Origin of the sequence: Promicromonospora sp. NPDC060204 (genome assembly GCF_042728455.1) — a bacterium.
GTDB lineage: Bacteria > Actinomycetota > Actinomycetes > Actinomycetales > Cellulomonadaceae > Promicromonospora.
On the sequence record NZ_JBHWZO010000092.1, the window covers coordinates 1 to 21,837 of the forward strand.

The following is a 21,837-nucleotide window of genomic DNA, read 5'->3' on the forward strand; positions in this document are numbered from 1 at the left end:
GAGCTGGCTCAAAGCGAAGAAACCCGGGCCTCAAAGGGGATCAGGATCAGTCCGCCGACGTCACGGACCCGTTGTCAGGTACGTCACCTGCCGCCCCGAGTTCACCGTCTCCCCCGTGTTGTTGATGACCCGCCGGATCGTGCCCACCCCGCCCAGCGACACGGTGACCATGTTGTGGAACCGCACCCCCGACCGCACCGGCACCTCGAAGGCCCGCGCGTTCGCGACCGCCGGGTTGACGTTGAAGAACGCGTAGCTGCCGAGCCCCCAGGCCTGGTGGTCGGTCACGGCGTCGCCCACCTTGTACGCCGCCCAGCCCTCCGTGGAGCCGTTCATGTACGCGGCCTGGTTCGGCGGGTCGTACGGCATCTCGTTCTGGTAGAAGTACGTGCGCCCGCGCTCGCCGTTCCAGATGGTCTGGTACTGCTGGTAGTGCTCGACGAACAGGCCGTACATCGTCACGTCGTCGCCGTTGACGATCAGGCCGTTGCGGCCGGTGTTGATGTTCCAGCCCACCGTGCCGTTGTTGCCGTGGTCGGCGCGCCAGATCCAGGCGTGGTCGCCGATCACGTCGTCGCTGTTGACCTCCATGCTCACCACGGCCTTGCCGGCGACCGAGCCGCCCACCCGGATGAACACGTCGGACAGCACCGTCGGGTTGGCCGCGTGGTCGGCCGACGAGCCCGCCGGGCCCACCTGCAGCAGCACGTTCGAGCCGCCCGTCCCTGCGTCGAACATGATCCCGGCCAGGCGCACGCCGTCGACGTCGGCCACGCGCATGGCGTCGATGCCGCCCTGCGGCACGAACGTGGCGAGGCCGAGCCCCAGCACCACCGTGTCGGCGCGGTTGACCTGCAGCGTCTGGTTGATCTGGTAGGTGCCCGGCGTGACCAGCAGGTGCTTGCCGGCGGCGAGCGCCGTGTTCATGCTGGCGGCGGAGTCGCCGGGCCGCACCACGTGGAAGTCGCCGATCGGCAGGGACCGGCCGGCGGGGTCACCGTTCGCCCAGGTGGTGCCGGTCGAGCCGGAGCGGACGGCCGGGACGAAGACCCGGTAGGAGCCGTTGTCGTCGACGTAGAGGTACGGCTTCTCGGCGACCTTCGGGGTGGTGGCGATGGTCGTGTAGGGCGGGTTGGGGAAGCTGTTCGACGGCGTCCCCGTGCTGCCCACGAACACCTGGTTCCAGTTGGACCCGGTCCAGCTCCCCATGGCGGAGTTCCGCGTGAGGAACTGCTGCTGCGTGCCGGAGTTGATCTGGCCGTCGATCTTCGAGTCCGCGATGAAGCCGCCGGACGACCAGCCGCCGTCGGACAGGGCGAGGCCGCCGCGCAGGTGCATGCGCCGGTAGGGCGCCGCCTGGGACACGGACCACCGGTCGTTGCCGTCGGCGGGCGTCACGGACAGCCCCTCGGCGGAGCGCCAGAAGTTCTGCGTGGCGTTCTGCGAGCCGTCCGGCCACCAGTCGGCCTCGACGTGCACGTGGCCGTTGATGTTCACGTCGTCGGGCACCAGGCCGAGGCCCGCGACCTGCGTGAAGAAGCCGACGTTGGCGTCGACGTCGTAGGAGCCCGGGTAGAACAGGAGCGCCTGGCGCTGGGTGCCGAACTGGTTGGTCTCCTGCGCGTCGAAGACGCTGTTCAGCTTGGCCTGGACCGCGGAGTCGGACATGGACGTGTCGAAGACGGCCACGTTCGGGCCGAGGTCCGGGTTGGCCGGGTCCGGCAGCACCGGGTCGGGGTTCGGCCCAGGCACGGAGCTCCCGTTGTGCGTCCACTTCTGGTTGGCGGCACCGGTGCAGGTCCAGAGCTGCGCCTTGGTCCCGTTCGCCGTCGCACCGCCCGCGACGTCCAGGCACTTGTTCGCGGCCTGGTTGACCAGGTCGCCCGCCGCGGTCAGGGTCCACCGCTGGCTCGCGAGCGAGGAGTAGCAGTCCCAGAGGTGGACGACGGCGCCGTTCGCCGTCGAGCCGTCCGCGACGTCGAGGCACTTGCCGCGCCCGCGCACGGAGCCGTCGTCGGCGAAGGTCCAGGTCTGGTTGGCGTTGTTCGCCGTGCAGTCCCAGATCTGGGGCCGGTTGCCGTTCGCCGTGGACCCGTCGGTCACGTCGAGGCACCGGCCGCTGGCAGAACCGACGATCGTGCCGGTGGAGGCGGCGACCGCCCCGGGGGACGCGACCACCCCCAGCAGGCCGGCGAGCAGGACGGCGCTCAGTGCGCCGACCACCTTCCGAACACGTGACATGGCAGCCTCCGGCAGGGTAGGGCGCCGCATCGTCGCGGCGGCCCCTCACCCTACCGATCCACTTACTAACCTGTCAGTAGGTAAAACCCCGTATCAGCGCCGCCGGGGCAGGGGCTTTGGCTCGGCCGGGTCCGCGCCCTCGACGCCCGCCGGGACCGCCGCGGCCGGGGCCAGGGCGGCGGCCAGCTCGCTCTCGTCGGCCGTCGCGCGGCAGTAGACGCGCTTGCCGTTGCCCTCGCACAGCTCGTGCAGGCCGGCGGCAAAGGCGTGCAGGTCCTCGGGCTCCGCGCGGCGGAAGCGCCGGGAGAGCGACCAGTGCTTGACGACGTCGTCCAGCGTGGTGGGTCGCACCATGCCGAACAACGTGACCAGGTGGTTGGACAGCCGGATCAGCAGCCGGGCGCCGTCGGGGCTCTCGGCGACGAGCTGGGCGCTGCGCAGGCCGTCGTCACCGGTGGGGCCGCCGAGCAGCCGCTCGAGCTGGCCCAGCACGGAAGCAGGATCGACGACGTGGGATGCCACGGCTCCGTCGATCTCGCCGCCTTCGATCGTCAGGGCAGCCGTCTCGTCGTCCGGGGCTGCAAAATACTCGAACCTCATGCGCGCATCTTTCCGCATGTCAGGGGGTGCTCGGTGCCATTCTTCACGCGGGAGGTCACGCGAAGCGGTCCGGGTTCATGAAGCCCACGTCGCCGTAGGTCTGCTCGCCGACGGCGATCTGCGCCAGCAGCTCGCCCACGCCCGCGACGTGCTTGAACCCGTGCCCGCTGTCGCCGCCCGCCATGACCAGCCGCGGGTCGCCGCCCGGCCGCCCCACGAGGAACTGCTCGTCCGGCGAGTTCGTGATCATGCACGGGATCGCCTTGACCGGGACGGGGTCCACCTGCGGGAACGCCGCCGCCACGGTCTCGGCCAGGCGGTCGACGTCGGTGCGTGGGTGGATGTACCGGTCGAGCTCGTCGGGGTCGGTGTCGTCGTGGCCGTGGTCGCTCAGCCCGATCTTGATGTGGAAGCCGTCGCCGCTGCCGTGGCCCCACAGCCCGCGCCCGTCGGCGAGCTCGTAGATGAACGACGGGAAGGCCGACAGGTCGAACGCCTGGTCCGCGCCCGCCTTCGGGGCGAACCAGAACAGCGGCGTGCGCCGCGGCCGCAGGGGCAGCCCGGGCAGGAGCTTCGCGTTCCAGGCCCCGGCGGCCACGATTGCCTGACCGGCCTCGAACACGGCCGTCGGCGTGGTCACGCGCACGCCGCCGTCCACGAGCTCGACCGCCGTCACGCGCGTGCCGGGGTACACCTGGGCGCCCGCCTCGACGGCCGCCCGGACCTGCGCCCGGACGTTGCGCTCGGGGAAGCACAGGCCGCCCTCGGGGTCGAACACGGCGACGGTCTCGTCGTCGTACGCGGCGTACTGCGGGTACCGGCGCACCAGTTCGTCGTGCGACAGGCGGTCCAGCTCGACGCCGGCCGCGGCGGCCGCCGCCGTCGTGCCCTGGACGACCCGCGAGCCCGGGGCGCCCACGTTGAGGCAGCCTGTCTGCTCGACGTACGACTCGCCGTACCGCTCCCCCAGCTCGGTCCACAGGTCCAGCGAGCGCCGGGCCACCGCGGCGAGCCCGGGGTGCTCCATGCAGGCGACCCGGAACAGCCGGGTCACGCCGTGGGAGGAGCCCAGGTTGTGCCCGACGTCGAAGCGGTCGATGCCCGCGACGGAGACGCCGCGCTCCGCGAGGCGCCACAGCGCGGCACTGCCGAACCCGCCCAGCCCGACCACGACGACGTCCGAGGTAATGGTGTTCACGCGCCCACGCTAACCCGGCCCACCGACACGGCGGCCGGGCCGTCCACAGGCAGCCTCCATCACGCCGGACGCACCCGGAGCGAGTGCATGCCCCCGTCCACCGCGATCGTCGTTCCCGTGGTCGATGCCGCCTGCGGGCTCGCCAGGTAGGCGACCGCCTCGGCGACCTCGTCCGCGGAGACCAGCCGGCCGTGCGGCTGCCGGGCCTCCAGGGCCGCGCGCTCGCCCGCCGGGTCGGCCGCGCTCGCCAGGAGCCGGCCCACCCAGGGGGTGTCGACCGTCCCGGGGTTGACGGCGTTGACCCGGATGCCCTCGCGCACGTGGTCCGCGGCCATGGCCTGCGTCAGCGCCAGCACGGCGCCCTTGCTGGCGCTGTACAGCGCGCGCTGGGGCAGGCCCGCGGTCGCGGCGATCGAGCAGGTGTTGACGATCGCGGCGGCGGGCGAGCGCCGCAGCAGCGGCAGCGCGGCCCGGGTGGTGCGCGCGATGCCGACGACGTTCAGGTCGAGCACCCGCAGCCACTCCTCGTCCGGGTTGTCGGCCACGGTGCCCTGCGCGCCGATGCCCGCGTTGTTCACCAGCACGTCGAGCCGCCCGAACTCCTGCTCGACGGCCGCGACGGCGGCGTCCACCGAGGCGGCGTCGGTCACGTCGACCCCCAGCGCGAGGTCGGCGTCGGCGGCGTCGGGGTCGACGTCGAAGACCGCCACCCGGGCGCCGCCCGCGCGCAGACGACGCACGATCGCGGCGCCGATGCCGGACGACCCGCCCGTGACGACGGCGACGAGGCCCTCGAAGGCGGTCATGCGCGCACCTCCGTGGTCTCCGCAGCACCGGCGTTCCCCGTGGAACGAGCCCACGCCACGTACTCCTGGCGCTGGCGGCCCAGGCCCTCGATCTCGACCTCCACGACGTCGCCCGGGGCGAGGTACGGGAACCGGCCCGACAGCGCGACGCCCTCGGGCGTGCCCGTCAGGAGCACGTCGCCGGGTTCGAGCGCGAGGTACTGGCTGAGGGTGTGCACCAGCACGTCTACGCCGAAGATCAGGTCCGACGTGGTCGAGTCCTGGCGCGGCTCGCCGTTGACCCAGGAGCGCAGGCGCAGCCCGGCCCCGAAGGCGCCGGCCGCGCCGTCCGTCGCGTCGGCCTCGTCGGGCGTGACCAGCCACGGGCCCAGCGGCGTGAAGCCCGGGGCGTTCTTGCCCTTGGACCACTGGCCGCCTGACTCCTCGATCTGCCACGCCCGCTCGGACAGGTCGTTGGCCACGGTGTAGCCGGCGATCACGTCGCGGGCCTCCTCGGGCGAGTCGAGGTAGCTGGCGCGGCGGCCGATCACGACCGCGAGCTCCACCTCCCAGTCTGTCTTGCGGCTGCCCCGGGGAATCGTGACGACGTCGTCCGGCCCGGCAACGGTGTTCGGCGTCTTGAGGAAGATCACCGGCCGCTCCGGCGGGGCGGAGCCCGACTCCGCGGCGTGCGCGGCGTAGTTCATGCCCACGCAGACGACGGCGGACGGCCGGGCCACCGGGGCGCCGAACCGCACGCCCTCGACGTCCACCGGCTCCAGCGTCCCCGCAGCGAGCGCCGCGCGGGTGCGCGCGACGCCGTCGGCCGCGAGGAACGCCCCGTCGATGTCGGCCGTCAGCGGGCTCAGGTCGCGCCAGACCTCGCCGTCGTGCACGACGGGGCGCTCCTGGCCGGGGGTTCCGATCCGGGCGAGCTTCATCCTTGCTCCTCTTCTTCCTTGGGTTCATCTGTGGCGGAGGCGGGCAGGCCGTATGCCCGCCGCGCCGTGCCTTGCCAGACGGCGTCCTGCTCGGCGGGCGAGAGCCCGGCCAGGAGGTCCGTCAGGGTGTCGACCCACTGGTCGTAGCGGGCGGCCAGGAGGCTGACCGGCCAGTCGGAGCCGAACATGAGGCGCTCCGGCCCGAAGGCGGCGACCGCGTGCTCGACGGCGGGCCGCAGGCCCTCCGTCGACCAGTGCGACCACGACGCCTCGGTGACCAGGCCGGACAGCTTGGCCGTCACGTTCGGCGCGGCCGCGATGGCGTCGATCGCCGCCGCCCAGTCCGCGAGGTCGCCCGTGGTGCTGGGGTCGTCGCCGGCGAGCGGGGGCTTGCCCAGGTGGTCCAGCACGAACGGCACCTCGGGCACCTCGCGCACCAGGCGGGCGACGGCGGGGAGCTGGTCGTGCCGGGTGACCAGGTCGACCACGAGGCCGGCGCCTGCGACCGCCCGCAGGCCCAGCCGCAGGTCGGCACGGTCGAGGTACCCGGGGTCGTGCTCCGCCTGGACCATCGACCGGACGCCGACCAGGTGCGCTCCGCCCCAGCCCGACCGCAACCGCGCGACGGCGTCCGCGACGCCGGGGTCGGCGAGGTCCACCCAGCCGACGACGCCCCGGACCACCGGGGTGCGCGCCGCGAGGTCCAGGAGGTCCGTCGTCTCGGCCTCGACCTGGACGGACTGCACCACGACGGTCCCCGTCACGCCCTGGCCCGCGAGCGCCCGGTCCAGGTCGTCCGGCGTGAAGTCGGCGTCGATGGCGCCCATCGTGCCGGGGTCGATCCAGGGCTGCGGCGTCCGCGAGCGGACCCAGAGGTGGTGGTGGGCGTCGATCTTCTCGGGCACGGCCTTGTGCGTCATGGCGTCATCCTTCCTGGCCTGATCCGTCCTGGCCCAGCCCTCAGGCGAGGTCCGGGCGCACGGACTCGCTGATCAGCCGGCGCCGCTCCACGTACGCGGGCAGGATCGTCACCTCGTCGTCGTCGAACCACTCGAACGGCGCCGTCGAGGCCACCAGCGCGAAGTTGGCCCAGGGCTCGAACGAGCCGGATCGCACCACGACCTTGGCGCGCGGCGCCCACTCCGCGATGAGCGCCTCGTGCGTGGTGCCGTGGAACGTCGCCCCGGAGCCGGTGAAGATGTCCTGCACCTCGCCGTACAGGCGCGGGTGGTGGGTCTTCAGCTCGGTGGCGAAGTGCGCCTCCTCGAAGAACGTCGAGTCCAGGAGCGCGCGCAGCACCGACTGCACGTCGAGCTGCCCGCGGGTCAGCGCGAGGTCCACCCGGTTCGCGCCCTCAGGAATGGGAAAGCCCGCGTCGGTGACCAGCACCACGTCGGTGTGCCCCAGCGTGGCCAGGCTCCGGGCCAGCTCGGGGTGCATGATGCGTCCGGCTCTCATCGTGATGCCTCCGTGGTTGTCGTGGTGGTCGTCTCGGCACTGGCGAGGAACGCCTCGACAGTGGCCCGGTCCTGGTAGGACGGCACCGTCTCCCAGTGCTCGCAGCACAGCGCGGCCACGGCGCCCGCGAACCGCACGGCGGCGGGCAGGTCCCGGCCCTCCCCGAGGGCCACGGCCAGGGCCGCGTTGAAGCTGTCGCCCGCGCCGTTCGAGTCGACGACGGCGACGCGCACCGGCGGCACCTCGGTCGCCCCGTCGGCGGTGACGACCAGCGCGCCGGCCTCGCCGAGCGTGATCACCACGGCACGCGGGCCGAGGGCCAGCAGGCGCCGGCCCAGCTCGGCGGGCGGCGTCGCGTCGTCGGGCCCGAGACCGAGCGCCGCCTTGGCCTCGTGCTCGTTCGGGGTGAGCACGTCCAGGCAGGTCAGGTCGGTTCCGCGCAGGTCGACGGCGGGCGCGGGGTTGAGGATGGTCGTGACTCCGGCCGTGCGCGCCACGGTGAGCGCGTGCAGGGCGGTGGCCAGCGGGATCTCGAGCTGGGCGAGCGCGACGTCGGCTGCGGTGAGGGCCCCGGCCGCCGCGTCGACGTCGGCCGGGGAGAAGCTGTTGTTCGCCCCGGGGTCGACGACGATGACGTTGGCGCCCGCCGTGTCCTTGACGATGAACCCGACGCCCGTCGATTCTCCGGCCGCTACTCGCAGCCCGACCGGGTCCACGCCCTCCTGCTCCAGGAGGGCGCGGAACTCCGCGCCGTAGACGTCGTCGCCGACCACGCCGAGGTACGACACCCCGGCCCCGAGCCGGGCCGCCTGGACCGCCATGTCGGAGCCCTTGCCGCCGAACGTCCCGCGGAAGTCCCGGCCGATGAGCGTCTCGCCGGGGGCCGGGATCCGGTCCGCCGTCATGACCAGGGCCTTGGCGTAGCTGCCGATCACCGCGATGGAAGCCTCAGTAGGCATCGGGGTCCCCCACGAGCCCGTCGACGATCGCCGGGCCCGAGCTCGTGCCGACCAGCTCCGCGCCCGCCTCGAACAGGGACCGCATCTTCTCCAGCGAGTTGACCTTGCCGGACACCTTGACCCGGCACGGCGCCTCGATGTTCGCGGCGAGCAGGCGCACGTCGTGCTCCGTGGCCGCCAGGCCGCCCTTGCCCCAGCCCGAGGACTGCTTGACCCAGTCGACGCCGGCCTCGTAGGCGATCCGGGTGGCCTTCACCTTGAGCTCGTCCGTCTCCAGGAACCCGAACTCCAGCATCGCCTTCACCTTGACGCCCTCGGCGTGCGCGACGGCGACGATCTCGCTGATGTCCCGGGCGTACAGGTCCTCGTCGCCGCCGAGCAGCAGCCCGGGGTGCGGCGGGAAGTCGAACTCGTCCACGCCCTCGGCCACCAGGGCCCGCAGCGCGGCAAGCCGCATCGACAGGGTGTCGTTGGCCATCGGGAAGTTGAGGGTCGAGGCCACGCGCACGCCCGTGCCGGCCAGCACGTCCTTGGCGAGCGAGACCCAGTAGGGCGCGATCATCGCGGCGTCGAACCCGTACTCGACGCAGGTCTCGACGTGCGCGACGAGGCCCGCCCGGGTCAGGTCGGGGTTGACGTTGGTGTACTGGATCGCCTGGGCGACCTGCTTGGAGTCGGTGAAGTCGACGGTCATCGGGGGTCTCCTCGGTGAGGGGTTGGGTTGCGGGTGGGCAGGGCGGAGCCAGGCAGGCCGACGACGGCGGGCGACGACGGCGGAAGGAAGAGGGCTCAGCCCTTGACGGCCCCCGCCGAGAGGCCGCCCATGATGTGCCGCTGCATGACCACGAAGATCAGCAGGATCGGCACCACGGCGAGCAGCAGGGTGGGGAAGACGATCTCGTAGTTGGTCGTGTAGGTGGACACCGCGGCGTACACGCCGGTGGTGATCGTCCGGAACTGCGAGCCGGGGCCGAGGATGAGCTGCGGGCTGACGAAGTCGTTCCAGGCGCTGAGCGCGTTGAGGATGAACGCCGTGGCGACGATCGGCCGCATGAGCGGGAACACGATGGTCCACAGGATGCGCTGGCGGCCCGCGCCGTCGATCGCCGCGGCCTCGTCCAGCGACCTCGGCAGCATCCGGATGTACCCGCTGAAGATGAACAGCGTGAACGGGATCATCGTGGACGACATGAACAGCACCAGGCCCGGCAGCGTGCCCATGAGGCCGAGCGCCTTGAGCACGAAGATCGCCGGGACCAGGATGATCTGCGCCGGCACGAACATGCCCGCGACGAAGAAGAACAGCAGGAACCGGAACAGCGGCGTGGGCGTGCGGGCGATCGTGTACGCGGCCGGGACGGACGCCCCGATGGCCACCACGTTGCACGCCACCACCAGGAAGAGCGTGACGGCGTAGCCCTCGACCACCGGGAAGCTCGTGTTCTGCCACGCGGCCGCGATGTGGTTGGTGGTCAGGGTCGCCAGGTCGAACCCGAGCGGCGACAGCAGGATCTCCTGCTGCGGCTTGAACGCGTTGACGACCATGATGTACATCGGCACGAGCATGGCCGCCGAGAGCACGGCCACGACGGTGACCTGGACCGCCCGGCGGATCGGGCTGGTGCGCGTCATCCGACGGCCTCCGCTCCTTCTTCGGCGCGCCTGCGGAGCGCGATGATCGTGAACGACAGGATTCCGGCGACGACGACGAGCAGGACGGCCTGCGCGCACGCGAGGCCCACCTTGTTGTTGGCGAAGGAGACCGCGAGGATCTCGTACGCCCACGTCTGCGTGGCGTCGCCGGGCCCGCCGTTGGTCAGGCCCAGCACCACGTCGTAGACCTTGAGCAGCGACAGGATCGACGTGACGATCGTGACCGTCACGGTCGGCGCGAGTGCCGGCCAGGTCACGTGCCGGAACACCTGCGGGCCGTTGGCGCCGTCGAGCCGCGCGGCCTCCTGGAGCTCCGGCGAGACCGCCTGCAGGCCCGCCAGGTACAGGACGAGCTGCACGCCGAACTGCGCCCACACGATCACCCCGATGAGGGTGACCAGCGCCCAGTCCGGGTCGGACAGGAACGGCAGCGTGGACTGCCCGGCGTTCTCCAGCAGGTTGTTCACCGCGCCCTGCGGCCCGAGGATCGCCTGCCACAGGAACCCGACGATCAGCGCGGACAGCACGTGCGGGTAGAACATCACGGCGCGCGCGAAGGTGTTGAACGGCGTCGTGCGGCGCAGCAGCAGCGCGAGGCCGAGGGCAGCGCCGTTCACGAGGAAGGCGCCGACCACGGCGATCACGAGCGTCACCCAGGCCGCCGGGCGCAGGTCGCCGATGGGGTCGGCGATGATCCGCGCGTAGTTCTCCCAGCCCACCCACGTGGGCGCCTGGCTCGGGATCCCGTTGTACTGCGTGAACGAGTAGTAGACGGCGTACCCGACCGGCACCACCGTCAGCCCGGTGTAGACGGCGGCGGCCGGGAGGGTCATCAGCCCGTTCGCGAGACCGCTGAGGAGCCCTCGCCGGGTGGTCGTGGTGCGCGCCATGTCAGCCGAGCTTCTCCGCCTCGTACCAGGCGGTCAGGTCGCCGGCGACGTCGGCCGGCGAGCGACCCTGCCACAGGCCCTGGACGAGCTCGGTGAACTTCGGGTTGAACCCCGCGACCGGCAGCGCGTAGTCGCCGACGGTCTGGTTGCCGGGCACCACGTACGACGGCGCGGCGTCGGACAGCTCCTGCACCATCCCCGCGTACTCGTTGCTGCTGGGCTCCAGGCCCTCGCGGCTGAAGCTGTCCATGTCCGCCTGGGCGGCGATGGCGGCCTCGTCGGTGGTCAGGTACTCGACCAGCGCCGTGGCGCCGTCCGGGTTCGCCGTGCCCTTCCAGACCATGTACGGGAAGGCCAGGGTGGCGCCCATGGGCCCGGGGGCGTCGGCCGCGTCGTCGACCGGCGGGGCGAACACGCCCACCTCGAACTCCGGCGGGGACGCCGCGAGCGTGGTGCTGAACCAGGAGCCCATCGGGTAGACGCCCACGTCGCCCGCGATGAAGTTGGCCTCCTGCGTGCCGCTGTCCGTCGCCACGTCGTCGGCGGTCGTGTACCCCGCGTCGATCCAGTCGGCGACGTGCTCGAACACCGGCTGGAACTGGTCGCCGAGCGTGGACGAGCCGTCCGCGACGCTCTGCTGCCAGCCCGGCGTGGTGACGTTCTGCTGGGGGTGCCAGATCTCCTGGACCTGCACGCCGGTGGCCCAGTCCGAGGCGAAGGCGATGGGGGTGGCCACGTCCTTCGCGGCGAGGGCGGCCAGCGCGTCGTCCAGCTCGTCCCAGGTGGTCGGCGGCTCGGTGATGCCCGCCTCCTGGAAGAGGTCGGCGTTGTAGTACATCAGCGACTGCGCCTGCATGCCGACGCCGACGACGTTGATCGTGCCGTCCGTCGAGTACAGGTCGGCCATCGGCGTGCCGGAGGCCCAGTCGTACTCCGTCAGGTCGAGCACCTCCGGGGCGGTGTCCGGCCCGGGCACGATCGACTCGATGACGTCGGGGGCCGTGCCCGCCGCGAGGAGTGCGGGGAACGACTCGGCGACCGACTGGCCGCTGGGCCCCTCGATCTTGACGTCGATGCCGGTCTCGTCCTCGAAGGGCTTGACCAGCTCCTCCCACTTGGCCTGGGTCAGGTTGTCCGTGATGTTGACGAGCATGCGCACGGAGCCGTCGCCGGCCGAGCCGCCGCCGCTGCCGCCGTCCGAGCCGCAGGCCGCGAGCGCGAGGACCGGGGCCATGCCGAGCACCACGGCTCCGCGCGCTCGGCGCTGGAACGTAGTTGACATCTTTGTCTCCCTACCTTGGGGGTCCGAGCCGGGCCCGGTCGCGGGCTTCGGCTAGTTGTAATACATACTACATGTGCAAAGTTCGGTGCAAGGGTGCGCTACGCGTCGCGCAGGTGCCCCCGGTACGGCAGCTCGCCGAGCACCGACACGTCGGTCTCCCGGTCCGAGTCGTCCAGCCGGTAGATGCCGTCGTCGGCCACGAAGAAGTGCGGCACCCCGGGGAACTCCAGCTCCCGCGGCAGCGGCTCCTTGTCGGTCCAGGCGAAGTACGAGCGCCCGAAGGTGTCGCGGTCCTTGCGGCCGTAGAGGCTGAGGTCGCCGGCCGTCTCGGGGCTCAGGACGGCCCAGTGCACGCCGTCCTCGACCCAGTAGGCGCGGTCGGAGAGCAGCACCGACTGCCGGTCGGGGTCCGCGAACACCTCGGCCCAGAACGAGTCGTGCGTGCTCACGTGCCGCACGAGGAACATCAGGTCGTGCGCGTGCCACGCCGTGCTCGGGGCGACGTCGGCCTCGTTGTGCCAGCCCGTGGCCGACGCGAAGTACCCGGCCGGCGTCTGGTACCGGGAGTAGGTGGCGAGGCACGCGTCGACGAACCGGCCGAGCTCGGGGTGGCTCACCTCGGCCAGGATCTCGTCGATGCCGTAGAGGCTGAGCCCCATGCCCGCGACGAGCATGGGCGAGGTGGTGCGCAGCACGGTCTCGCCGTTCACGTACCAGTAGCGGTGGAAGCGGGTGCAGCCCCGCTCGTCCACCCAGGCCGAGCGCGCGACGTGCAGGGCCAGGCGGACCGCCTCGTCGAGCAGGTCGCGGCGGCCGAACCGGCGCGCGCCGAGCACGAGCGGCACCATCATCAGGCCGTAGTACTCGGCCGGCTCCAGGATGCCGCCGCCGGCCCGCTCGGTCGGCTGCCGGTAGGCCCCGGCGCTCGCCTCGTCGGGCACGCCCGGGGCCGTGCTCAGCCGCACGAGGGTGTCGAGATCCTCCTCCAGCTCGTCCGCGTACCGGTCGTCGCCGGACAGCTCCGTGTACCGGAGCTTGGCCCAGACCCGCGCGTACTCCTGGTTGACGGTGCCCTCGGGCGTCGGCCGGCCGCCGCCGTAGACGCGGCACGCCTCCAGGTTGGCGCGCACGGCGGCGAGCACTTCCGCGACCTCGGCGGGGTCGAGCAGGTGCCCGGCGTGCCGCAGCCCCTCCAGCAGGCCGATGCAGCCCGCCATGTTGTGGATGAGGCCGGCCGTGGCCGACTCCCCCACCTGGAAGCCGATGTGCTGGAACTGGCCGTCGTCCTGGACGGTGCGGGCTTGGAACAGCATCATCCGGCGCCACAGGTCCAGCCCGCGGTCGTCGGGGTGCCGCGCCAGCGCCTCGGCGAACGCCGCCGTGGCGGGGGCCGAGAACGCCTGGTGCCCGCTGGTGAAGTCGATGAACGTGGCGGGGTTGGTGCCCCACACGCTGTGGTTGTGGAAGCCCCTGATCTGGCCCTCCGCACCCACCCAGGTGCGCATCCAGCGGGCGAGCGCGGTCACCTTCGGCGACGTCGCGGGCCCGGTGGCGTGGTGGGTGGTCATGACGTGCTCCGTCCTGTGGATGGTTCGTGCGGCGCGAGGCCGTCGGCGGGTACCAGGCCGAGGCGGTCGAGCTCGGCCCAGAGGCCGTCGGGCACCTCGCGCGCGATCCGCTCCGCCGACGTCGTGACGTGCGCGGCCGTCCGCATGCCCATGACCACCGACGCCACGGCGGGATGCCGCAGCGCGAACCGCGCCGCGAGGTCGGGGACCGTGACGCCGTACTCCTGCGCGACATCCGCGATGCGATGCACCCGGGCGACCAGGTCGCCGGGCGCCTCCGCGTAGTCGAACCGCGCGCCGGGCCGCGGGCGCGGGTTCGCCAGCAGCCCCGAGTTGTAGACGGCGGCCGCGACCACGGAGACCCCGCGCTCGACGGCGGCGGGCAGCAGGTCCGCGACGGCGGCGGCGTCCACGAGCGTGAACCGCCCGGCGCACATCACGACGTCGACGTCGGTCTCGCGGACGAACCGGGCGAGCATCGCCGACTGGTTCATGCCGGCGCCGATCGCGGAGACGACGCCCTGGTCGCGCAGCTCGACGAGGGCGCCGACGCCGCTCGTGGACGCCTGCTCCCAGTGCGCGTCGGGGTCGTGCAGGTAGACGACGTCGACGCGGTCGAGCCCGAGCCGGTCGAGGCTGCCCTCCAGGGACCGCAGCACGCCGTCGCGCGAGAAGTCCCACTCGCGGCGGTGGGCGGCCGGGACGGCGAACCCGCCGTCGTCGGTCAGGTGCGCGCGCTCCGGCGTCGGCACCAGGGCCCGCCCCACCTTGGTGGAGACGACGTACTCGTCGCGCGGGCGGCCCGCGAGCGCCGCGCCCAGCCGCCGCTCGGACAGGCCGAGCCCGTAGTGCGGCGCGGTGTCGAAGTAGCGGATCCCGGCGTCCCAGGCGGCGTCGACGGCGTCGCGTGCCTCCTGGTCGGTGGTCTCGCGGTAGAGGTTGCCGAGCTGCGCGGCGCCGAGACCGAGCTCGGTCAGGCGGGTGCCGGTGCGCAGGGTGTGCTCACGCATGGTCTGCTCAGGCACGGTCTGCTCAGGCATGGTGCGCTCCCAGGTCGTCGGGGTGGGCGAACGGGAGTCCGGCGGCATACCGCTCGGCCTCGGCCGCGACCAGGTCGCCGATGCGGTGCAGCTCGCCGCCCGCCGACCCGGCGACGTGCGGGGTGAGCACCACGTTCGGCAGGTCCCACAGCTCGCTGTCCGGGGCCGGCGGCTCCGGCTCGGTGACGTCGAGCACGGCGTCGATGCGGCCGGTGCGCAGCTCCGCGACCAGGGCCGCCTCGTCGACCACGCCGCCGCGCGCGGTGTTGACCAGGGTCGCGCCGTCCGGCAGCAGCGCCAGGATCCGCGCGTCGATCTGGCCGGCCGTCTCCGGGAGAAGTGGCTGGTGGAGCGACAGCACGTCGCTCTGCGCGGCGACCTCCTCCAGGGTGCCGTACCGCGCGCCGAGCGCGGCCGCGCTCTCCGGGTCCAGCTCGGGGCTGTAAACCGCGACGTCCAGGTCGAACGGCCGCAGCAGCTCGATGACGCGGCGGCCCACCTGGGACGCGCCCACGATGCCGACGGTCCGGCGGTAGTTGCCGAGGGTCGCGGGCTCGTGCTCCCGGTCGGGCAGCCGCCGGGTGGCGCGGTACTCGCGCTCGGCAGCCCGCGTGCGCTTGTTGGCCAGCAGGATGGTGGCGAGCGTGTACTCGGCGACGGGCAGGGCATTGACCGCCCGCGCGTTCGCGGCGACCACCCCGCGCGCGGCATGGGCCGCGGGGTCGTCGAGGCACGTGGCGGCCACGCCGCCGGCGTAGAGCACGGCGCGCAGCAGCGGGGCGTCGTCGACCCCGATCCGGGGCGCGCCCCAGCCCGCGAGCAGCACCTCGGCGCCGGCGAGCGCCCGGCGGGCCGCGTCGGTGCCGGTCTCGGTCATCACGACGTCGACGTCGACGTCGAGCACCGCGGCGATCCGGTCGAGAGCGCCGGGCGTGAAGACCTGGCCCACGAGGGACGGGGGCCCGAACGCCAGGACGGCGCGGGGGCGCTGGGACATGGTGGTCATCTCTCTGGGCTGGTGGGTGGTGAGGGCCGGTGGGTCACGGCCGGCGCGGGGCGAGCCGCAGGCCGGCGTCGGCGGGGCGGACGTGGGGCCCGGCCGGGACGGACCACGCCCCGGACTCGCGCTGCGCGGCGATGAGCGCCTCGTCCACCTCGATGCCCAGACCGGGCGACCTGCCGAGAAGTATCCCGCCGTCGGTGAACTCCTGGTCCACGTTCAGCCCGACGGGGGCGTCGAGGTCCTGCACCTCGGTGACGAGGTGGTTGGGCACGGCCGCCGCCGCGTGGGCCACGGGGTTCGCGTCGTACGCCACCGGGCTCACGGGGAGGTCGCGGCCCAGGGCCAGGACGGAGACCCGCAGGAAGTGGGTGATGCCCCAGACGCTCCCGGCCTGCACCACGCCCACGGCGTCGGCGTCCAGGAGCTGGCGGTACTGCTCCAGGCCGGTGAGGTTCTCCCCGGTCGCCACGGCGGCCTGCACGCCGGACACGACGGCGCGGTGCCCTGCGACGTCCCAGCGCCGCACGGGCTCCTCGATCCAGGTGAGGTCGACCTGCTCCTCGACCCGGCGGGCGAGCCGGACCGCCTGGTGCCGGCCCCACGACTCGTTCACGTCGTACATGATGGCGGGCTGGTCGCTGTTGACGCGCAGCACGTCGCGCACGGCCGCCAGCCGCTTCACGTCGCGGTTGATGTCGAGGCCGCCCTTGACCTTCGCGCCGGTGTAGCCGCGTTCGGCCCACCGCTCGTAGAGGCCGACCAGCTCGTCGTCGTCGAGCGCGTACTCCAGGCCGGAGGCGTAACCCGGCACGAACCGGTCGCTCGCGCCGAGCGTCTGCCACAGCGGCTCGCCCGCCATCTTGGCCTTGAGGTCCCACAGGGCCATGTCGAGCGCGCCGATGGTGCCGAAGGTGCCGCCGTGGTGCCCGGACTTGAACACGAACGCGAGCATCCGGTCGTACAGCGCGGTGACGGCCCGCGGGTCCTGCCCCTCCAGGGCGGGGAACACCCGCTCGATGTCGGCGTGCGCGCCGAGGCCGACGCCGGTCAGGCCGCCGTCGGTCTCGACCAGCACGATCGGCACCTCGGTCACGCCGCTGGCCACCACGCCGTTGACGTCGCCCACGGGGCGACCCCAGCGATGGATCGTGGTCAGGCTCCGGTACCCGGTGATTCGCATCGTGCTCCACATCGTCGTCGAGACAGCACGCTCGCGACCCTGCGCCAGCATGTCATTCATAACTTATGATACGAGTGACGATAGTACAACACTCGACTACGCTCTCTCTGGTGAACTCGACACCCGCGGCCGGCGCAGCCGTCCCCCGCCCCCAACGGCACCGGCCCCCGCTCGCCGCGGCTGTCGTCAAGAGCCTGGTCACGGCGATCGTCGTCGGCGACTACGCGCCCGGCTCGGCACTGCCGCCGGCCGGCGTCCTGTGCGAGCAGTACGAGGTCAGCCGCACGGTGATCCGCGAGGCGACCACCACCCTGGCCGAGAAGGGGCTCGTCGCCACCCGCCAGGGCTGGGGCACCGTCGTGCTCGACCAGGAGCAGTGGAACCTCCTGGACCCGATGGTCCTCGACGCGCTCTTCCAGCGCGACGACCGGCTGGTCTACCTGGACAACCTCGTCGAGGTGCGCGCCACCCTGGAGTGCGCCATGGCGGCGCGGGCGGCGAGCCGGCTGGACGCCGCGCAGCGCGCGGCCCTGACGGCCAAGGCCGAGGAGCTCGCCGGCCTGATGGACGACCCGACCGCCTACGCGGCGGCCGACGTCGAGTTCCACGAGCTGATCCACCGCGCCTCGCAGGACGCGTTCGGCCGGGCGATCGTGTCGAACATCCAGGGCAAGGCCCTGCACACGCCCCAGTACAGCGGGCACCCGACGCGCGAGGACATCGAGCTGACGCACGACCAGCACACCCACATCCTGGACGCGCTGCTGAAGGGCGACGCGGACGCGGCGTCGTCGGCGATGCACGACCACATCACGGGCAGCTGGGCCCGCCGCCGCCCCACAACCTGACCCGCCCGCCTAGTTGAGTGCTGGCTATTTGCGGTCTGGAACCGGTTCCAGGCCACAAATAGCCAGCACTCAACGAAGTGGTGGCGGACGCCGCAAGGCTCAGCTCCGGCGGCGTGACCCCCGGACCATCGCGACGCCCACGGCCACCAGCACCCCGGCGGCCAGCGCCACCGAGCCGACGGTCGCGCCGGTCGCGGCTAGGTCGCCCGGCTCGGCCGGGTCCGGGTCCGGGTCGGCCGAGGGGTCGGTGCCGGGTGCCGGGCTCGGCGCCTGCGTCGCGTTGGTCAGCACAAAGTCGAGCCCCGTGACCTCCTCGTCCACGACCTCGAAGGCGATGCTGTCCTCGCCGTCCACCACGTACCCCTCACCGGGCACGACGACGACGGTGTACGACCCAGGCGGCAGCTCGGTCGACCACGCGCCGTCGGCGTCCGTGGTGGCGGTGCCGGCCCGCGCGCCGTCGGCGTCGGTCACCGTCACCGTGGTGTCGGGCACGGGCGCGCCCTCGGCGTGGGTGACCGTGCCGCCGACGGGCAGCTCCTGCGGCTCGACGGACTCGTCGACCAGCGCGAAGTCCTCCTGGAGCAGGTCCTCGCCGGCGCTGGTCACGGTCACGGACCGCTCGGTGACGTCGGCGGAGTAACCCTCCGGCACGGTGAGGGCGATCGTGTAGTCACCCGGCGGCAGGTCGCCCACGAAGTACCCGCCCACGTCGTCCGTGACCACCGTGACCGGGCCGTCCGGGCCCGTCACCGTGACCGTCGCGCCGGCCACGGGCTCCCCCGCGTCGTCGGTGACGGTGCCGCCGACCGCCCCCGGGTGGGACAGGCCGAAGTCGACGTCGGTCACGTCGTCCGCGCCGACCGTGACGTCCCGGGAGTCCGGGCCGTCGGCCCGGTACCCGTCGGGCACGGTGACGCTCACCGTGTGATCGCCCGCCGGCACGCCCTCGAAGAGGTACGTGCCGTCGGCGGCCGTCGTCGTGCTGACCGTGCCGTCCGGGCCCTCCCGCGTGACGACGACCCCCGCGACGGGCTCGCCGCCGACGGTCACCGTGCCGGAGAGCGACGCCGGGGCCATCACGACGAAGTCGTTGCCGGCAACGGGCTCTTCCTGGCCGACCTCGACCGTGATGTCGTCGGGCACCGTCGCGACGGTGAACCCCTCGGGCACGTCGCTCAGCGTGAACGTGTACTGCTGCGGCTGGTCGTTCGCGGCGTCCCAGCCGACGTGGTCGATCAGGTACTCGCCCGTCGAGCTGGTCACCGCCGTGAGCGGCGCGCCGCCGCCGACCGGCGTGAGGGTGACCGTCGCGCCGGGCACCGGCGTGCCGTCGTCGGTCAGGACCGTGCCGCTCACGGCCACGGGCGCGACGTCGCGCGCCGCGAGGTCGACGCCGGTGGCGTCCGCGTCGGTGAGGTCCACGTCCGTGACCAGCCGGTCGCCGTACGGCACGAGGCCGAACGGGTGGTCGTCGTCCGCCTCCGGCAGGGTGGTCAGCTCCACGCTGTACCCGGCCGCGGCCGTGTACCCGGGGAAGGCGTACTGGCCGCTGTCGTCCGAGGTGGTCGTGGCGAGCTCGGCGCCGTCCGGCCCGAAGAGCGTGAGGGTCGCGCCCGGCAGCACGCCCTGGGGTGCGCCGGCGTCGTCGACGAGGTTGACCGTGCCGGAGATGTCGCGCGCCAGGGAGGCGAACCACGTCTGGTACACGGGGAAGCCGCTGCGCTGGAAGAACTGGACGGTCAGGGTCTTGATCGGCGTCGTGGGCCGGAACCAGCCCGCGGCGCCCGAGGTGTCGGCGGCGGCCGGGTTGCCGATGAGCTCGCCGGTGGCCGGGTCCCACACCGGCACGTCGGCCGCGTCCCCCGTGCACGACGGGCCTCCGGGGACCGGGCAGTAGTTGAAGCCCTCCTGGAAGCCGAGCTCGGCACCGGCGAGCTGCCGGCCGTCGGCGCCCAGCGCGGTGACGACCGCGCGGTCGGCGTCGATGTCGCCGAGCACGAACGCCCAGCCGCTCGCCGGGGTCGGGCGCTCGAACGTGTAGGTGGTGGTCGACGGCGACGTGGGCCGGTCGGCCTGCGGGCGCAGGTTGAGGTACTGCTGGTCCCGGCTCGACCCGAAGACCGCGCCCGGCGGCGTGGCCGCGCTCAGCCAGGACGACGCCCCGGAGATCACGCCGACGCCGCCGCGCGAGTCGGAGGTCACCGTCGCCTCCGGGAAGCCCGCGGCCGGGAGCCGGACGCTCGTCGACCAGTCGCCGGCCGAGCCGGTCAACGGGTCCCACTCGGCCCATCCGGCGGTGGTCTCCGCCGACGCCGACATCGTCGGAATGACAGCGCTGATCGCGACCAGAACCACCGTCGCGAGCGCGCCCAAGCCCCCTGCAGTGCGCTTCACGCTCGACACGTTATGAGACAACCGGTCTCACCGCGCGAGGAACGATGCGCACGCATCGGGTTCCGGGAGGAATCAGGCGCCGAACTCCCGGGCGCGCAGCCGGGCCAGGTGCGCGTGCACCAGCGGGAGCACCGAGGCGCCCTCCCCGCTCGCCGAGGCGACCCGCTTCATGGACCCGGCGCGCACGTCGCCGACCGCGAAGACGCCGGGCACCGTGGTCTCCAGGCTCGCCGGCGGCTGGCCGTCGACCCAGGCGTCGCGGGGCACGTCCCGGCCCGTCAGCACGAACCCGCGCTCGTCGAGCGCCACGCCCTCGGGGAGCCACGTGCAGTCCGGCTCGGCGCCCAGCAGGCAGAACAGCCCGTCTGCGGAGGTCTTGGTCGACTCGCCCGTGTCCAGGTCCTGCAGCCGCAGCCACTGGAGCCAGCCCTCGCCGCCACCGTCGGCCACCACGGTCCGGGTGCGCACCTGGATGGTCGGCGTCGCCTCGATCTCGCGGACCAGGTAGTCCGACATGGTCTCGGCGAGGCTCGCGCGGCGCACCAGGATGGTCACCCCGCCCGCGAACTTGGCGAGGTGGACGGCGGCCTGGCCCGCGGAGTTGCCGCCGCCGACCACGTAGACGTCGCGGTCCTGCAGCTCGCGCGCCATCGACGTGGCCGCGCCGTAGTAGACGCCCGCGCCCACGAGGTCCTCGACCCCGGGCACGCCCAGGCGCCGGTAGCTCACCCCGGTCGCGAGCACCACGGTGCGGGCGCAGAGCTGCGCGCCGCGGACGTGCACGTGCTGGTGCTCGGGCTCGTTCGGCGGCCCCGGCTCGATCCGGGCCGCGGGGCGCCCCGTGAAGAAGCGCGCGCCGAACCGGCTGGCCTGGATGCGGGACCGCTGGGCGAGCCGCATGCCCGAGATGCCGCGCGGGAACCCGAGGTAGTTGCGGATCATCGAGCTCGACCCCGCCTGACCGCCGATCGCGTCCCGTTCGAGCACGACCGTGGCCAGCCCCTCGGACGCCGCGTAGACGGCCGTGGCCAGGCCCGCGGGGCCGGCGCCGACGATCGCGACGTCGGCGATCACGCCGTCGGGGATCGAGTCGAAACCGCCGTAGATCGCCTCGGTGACGGCCGCCGGGGTCGCCGCGGACAGTGCCTGGCCGCGGAACGTGCTGACCACGGGCAGCTCGGCGCCCGGGCCGGCGGCCTCGAGGATCGCCTCGGCCTCCTCGTCGTCCGGCGTGAGCGAGCGGTACGGGAAGCCGAGGCGCTCCAGGAGGTCCCGGATGGCCGCCGCGTTCCGGTCGCCGGGCTCGGCCACCAGGTCCGTCACCGTCACGACGGGCCGGCCCACCGACCAGCCCCACTCGGAGAGCAGCTCGATCAGCGCGGTGTGGAACTCCTCGTCGCGCGGCCCGCGCGGGAGGATGACGTACGTGTCGAGGTCGCGGCGCGTCATCGCGTCCCGCAGCTCGTCCAGGCTGTCGTTGAAGTACTCGAACGGGACCAGCGACACGCGCCGCGCGGTGGCGACGACGGAGGGGAGCTGGTGCAGCAGCTCGATCGCGGTGCCGTCCGCCAGGTGGTGCTCTGAGGCGACCATCGCGACCTGCTCGCCCTCGCCGACGAGCGCCCGCGCCCGGTCCAGGCACGCGGCCACGCCGTGGGTCAGCTCGATCCGGTAGTCGCGGTCATACCGGGCACGGAACTCCTGCTCGACGACGTCGGCATGGTCGCCGCCCGCCAGCAGGATGACTGGCCTGTCGTCCATGGCGCCCAGCGTAGACGCTGACCGGCCCGGCGA

General features: G+C 73.0%; 19 protein-coding genes. 1 reads left to right on the forward strand and 18 read right to left on the reverse strand.

The window, feature by feature from the left end:
• Window positions 1-60 precede the first annotated feature (60 nt).
• The 16 genes from ACFWEJ_RS13695 to ACFWEJ_RS13770 all read right to left on the reverse strand — a co-directional run bounded on the left by ACFWEJ_RS13695 (window position 61) and on the right by ACFWEJ_RS13770 (window position 16,858).
• The gene (locus tag ACFWEJ_RS13695; RefSeq protein WP_377229749.1) at window positions 61-2,241 is read right to left on the reverse strand and encodes a ricin-type beta-trefoil lectin domain protein; all 2,181 of its coding nucleotides are present in this window, start codon (window positions 2,239-2,241) and stop codon (window positions 61-63) included.
• A 93-nt stretch (window positions 2,242-2,334) separates the two neighbouring features.
• Window positions 2,335-2,841 (reverse strand): hypothetical protein, encoded by a 507-nt coding sequence (locus ACFWEJ_RS13700; protein ID WP_377229750.1) that lies wholly within the window; start codon window positions 2,839-2,841, stop codon window positions 2,335-2,337.
• Between the two features lie 55 nt (window positions 2,842-2,896).
• On the reverse strand, window positions 2,897-4,039 hold the full coding sequence (solA, locus tag ACFWEJ_RS13705; protein WP_377229751.1) for an N-methyl-L-tryptophan oxidase: 1,143 nt from the start codon (window positions 4,037-4,039) through the stop codon (window positions 2,897-2,899).
• Window positions 4,040-4,098: 59 nt separating this feature from the next.
• A complete protein-coding gene (locus ACFWEJ_RS13710) occupies window positions 4,099-4,845 on the reverse strand; it encodes an SDR family NAD(P)-dependent oxidoreductase (protein ID WP_377229752.1) in 747 nt (248 codons plus the stop codon).
• A complete protein-coding gene (locus tag ACFWEJ_RS13715) occupies window positions 4,842-5,765 on the reverse strand; it encodes a fumarylacetoacetate hydrolase family protein (RefSeq protein ID WP_377229753.1) in 924 nt (307 codons plus the stop codon). The genes ACFWEJ_RS13710 and ACFWEJ_RS13715 overlap by 4 nt, the downstream gene beginning before the upstream one ends.
• The gene (locus ACFWEJ_RS13720) at window positions 5,762-6,685 is read right to left on the reverse strand and encodes an amidohydrolase family protein (protein WP_377229754.1); all 924 of its coding nucleotides are present in this window, start codon (window positions 6,683-6,685) and stop codon (window positions 5,762-5,764) included. The genes ACFWEJ_RS13715 and ACFWEJ_RS13720 overlap by 4 nt, the downstream gene beginning before the upstream one ends.
• Before the next feature lie 40 nt (window positions 6,686-6,725).
• Window positions 6,726-7,223 (reverse strand): RbsD/FucU domain-containing protein, encoded by a 498-nt coding sequence (locus tag ACFWEJ_RS13725; RefSeq protein WP_377229755.1) that lies wholly within the window; start codon window positions 7,221-7,223, stop codon window positions 6,726-6,728.
• Window positions 7,220-8,182, reverse strand: coding sequence for a ribokinase (locus ACFWEJ_RS13730; RefSeq protein ID WP_377229756.1), 963 nt, complete (start codon window positions 8,180-8,182; stop codon window positions 7,220-7,222). Before ACFWEJ_RS13730 ends, ACFWEJ_RS13725 begins: the two co-directional genes overlap by 4 nt.
• The gene (gene deoC, locus ACFWEJ_RS13735) at window positions 8,172-8,876 is read right to left on the reverse strand and encodes a deoxyribose-phosphate aldolase (protein ID WP_377229757.1); all 705 of its coding nucleotides are present in this window, start codon (window positions 8,874-8,876) and stop codon (window positions 8,172-8,174) included. The genes ACFWEJ_RS13730 and deoC overlap by 11 nt, the downstream gene beginning before the upstream one ends.
• 95 nt (window positions 8,877-8,971) lie before the next feature.
• The gene (locus tag ACFWEJ_RS13740) at window positions 8,972-9,814 is read right to left on the reverse strand and encodes a carbohydrate ABC transporter permease (protein WP_377229758.1); all 843 of its coding nucleotides are present in this window, start codon (window positions 9,812-9,814) and stop codon (window positions 8,972-8,974) included.
• Entirely contained in the window at window positions 9,811-10,725 is a 915-nt protein-coding gene (locus ACFWEJ_RS13745) for a carbohydrate ABC transporter permease (RefSeq protein ID WP_377229759.1), read from the reverse strand. Before ACFWEJ_RS13745 ends, ACFWEJ_RS13740 begins: the two co-directional genes overlap by 4 nt.
• 1 nt (window position 10,726) lies before the next feature.
• Window positions 10,727-12,007 carry an ABC transporter substrate-binding protein gene (locus ACFWEJ_RS13750; RefSeq protein WP_377229760.1) on the reverse strand — a complete coding sequence of 427 codons (1,281 nt, stop codon included), beginning with the start codon at window positions 12,005-12,007 and terminating at the stop codon, window positions 10,727-10,729.
• Window positions 12,008-12,105: 98 nt separating this feature from the next.
• A complete protein-coding gene (locus ACFWEJ_RS13755; protein ID WP_377229761.1) occupies window positions 12,106-13,575 on the reverse strand; it encodes a hypothetical protein in 1,470 nt (489 codons plus the stop codon).
• Window positions 13,572-14,585 (reverse strand): aldo/keto reductase, encoded by a 1,014-nt coding sequence (locus tag ACFWEJ_RS13760; protein WP_377229767.1) that lies wholly within the window; start codon window positions 14,583-14,585, stop codon window positions 13,572-13,574. The genes ACFWEJ_RS13755 and ACFWEJ_RS13760 overlap by 4 nt, the downstream gene beginning before the upstream one ends.
• Window positions 14,586-14,607: 22 nt before the next feature.
• Window positions 14,608-15,612 carry a hydroxyacid dehydrogenase gene (locus ACFWEJ_RS13765; protein ID WP_377229762.1) on the reverse strand — a complete coding sequence of 335 codons (1,005 nt, stop codon included), beginning with the start codon at window positions 15,610-15,612 and terminating at the stop codon, window positions 14,608-14,610.
• A gap of 43 nt (window positions 15,613-15,655) precedes the next feature.
• Complete coding sequence (locus ACFWEJ_RS13770; RefSeq protein WP_377229763.1) at window positions 15,656-16,858, reverse strand: mandelate racemase/muconate lactonizing enzyme family protein; 1,203 nt, start codon at window positions 16,856-16,858, stop codon at window positions 15,656-15,658.
• A 50-nt stretch (window positions 16,859-16,908) separates the two neighbouring features.
• On the opposite strand from ACFWEJ_RS13770, the gene ACFWEJ_RS13775 reads away from it, so the two are divergent.
• Window positions 16,909-17,646 carry a FadR/GntR family transcriptional regulator gene (locus tag ACFWEJ_RS13775; RefSeq protein ID WP_377229764.1) on the forward strand — a complete coding sequence of 246 codons (738 nt, stop codon included), beginning with the start codon at window positions 16,909-16,911 and terminating at the stop codon, window positions 17,644-17,646.
• Between the two features lie 99 nt (window positions 17,647-17,745).
• On the opposite strand, the gene ACFWEJ_RS13780 is transcribed toward ACFWEJ_RS13775, so the two are convergent.
• Window positions 17,746-20,043: a collagen binding domain-containing protein gene (locus ACFWEJ_RS13780; RefSeq protein WP_377229765.1), complete on the reverse strand. Its 2,298-nt coding sequence runs from the start codon at window positions 20,041-20,043 to the stop codon at window positions 17,746-17,748.
• A 72-nt stretch (window positions 20,044-20,115) separates the two neighbouring features.
• Window positions 20,116-21,804, reverse strand: coding sequence for an FAD-dependent oxidoreductase (locus tag ACFWEJ_RS13785; RefSeq protein WP_377229766.1), 1,689 nt, complete (start codon window positions 21,802-21,804; stop codon window positions 20,116-20,118).
• Window positions 21,805-21,837 lie beyond the last annotated feature (33 nt).

Excerpts from the sequence above, each read along its gene's own strand:
- ACFWEJ_RS13695 (WP_377229749.1), bottom strand. The coding sequence starts at position 2,241 with ATGTCACGTGTTCGGAAGGTGGTCGGCGCACTGAGCGCCGTCCTGCTC.
- ACFWEJ_RS13700 (WP_377229750.1), bottom strand. The coding sequence starts at position 2,841 with ATGAGGTTCGAGTATTTTGCAGCCCCGGACGACGAGACGGCTGCCCTG.
- ACFWEJ_RS13710 (WP_377229752.1), bottom strand. The coding sequence starts at position 4,845 with ATGACCGCCTTCGAGGGCCTCGTCGCCGTCGTCACGGGCGGGTCGTCC.
- ACFWEJ_RS13715 (WP_377229753.1), bottom strand. The coding sequence starts at position 5,765 with ATGAAGCTCGCCCGGATCGGAACCCCCGGCCAGGAGCGCCCCGTCGTG.
- ACFWEJ_RS13720 (WP_377229754.1), bottom strand. The coding sequence starts at position 6,685 with ATGACGCACAAGGCCGTGCCCGAGAAGATCGACGCCCACCACCACCTC.
- ACFWEJ_RS13725 (WP_377229755.1), bottom strand. The coding sequence starts at position 7,223 with ATGAGAGCCGGACGCATCATGCACCCCGAGCTGGCCCGGAGCCTGGCC.
- ACFWEJ_RS13730 (WP_377229756.1), bottom strand. The coding sequence starts at position 8,182 with ATGCCTACTGAGGCTTCCATCGCGGTGATCGGCAGCTACGCCAAGGCC.
- deoC (WP_377229757.1), bottom strand. The coding sequence starts at position 8,876 with ATGACCGTCGACTTCACCGACTCCAAGCAGGTCGCCCAGGCGATCCAG.
- ACFWEJ_RS13740 (WP_377229758.1), bottom strand. The coding sequence starts at position 9,814 with ATGACGCGCACCAGCCCGATCCGCCGGGCGGTCCAGGTCACCGTCGTG.
- ACFWEJ_RS13745 (WP_377229759.1), bottom strand. The coding sequence starts at position 10,725 with ATGGCGCGCACCACGACCACCCGGCGAGGGCTCCTCAGCGGTCTCGCG.
- ACFWEJ_RS13750 (WP_377229760.1), bottom strand. The coding sequence starts at position 12,007 with ATGTCAACTACGTTCCAGCGCCGAGCGCGCGGAGCCGTGGTGCTCGGC.
- ACFWEJ_RS13755 (WP_377229761.1), bottom strand. The coding sequence starts at position 13,575 with ATGACCACCCACCACGCCACCGGGCCCGCGACGTCGCCGAAGGTGACC.
- ACFWEJ_RS13760 (WP_377229767.1), bottom strand. The coding sequence starts at position 14,585 with ATGCGTGAGCACACCCTGCGCACCGGCACCCGCCTGACCGAGCTCGGT.
- ACFWEJ_RS13765 (WP_377229762.1), bottom strand. The coding sequence starts at position 15,612 with ATGTCCCAGCGCCCCCGCGCCGTCCTGGCGTTCGGGCCCCCGTCCCTC.
- ACFWEJ_RS13770 (WP_377229763.1), bottom strand. The coding sequence starts at position 16,858 with ATGAATGACATGCTGGCGCAGGGTCGCGAGCGTGCTGTCTCGACGACG.
- ACFWEJ_RS13785 (WP_377229766.1), bottom strand. The coding sequence starts at position 21,804 with ATGGACGACAGGCCAGTCATCCTGCTGGCGGGCGGCGACCATGCCGAC.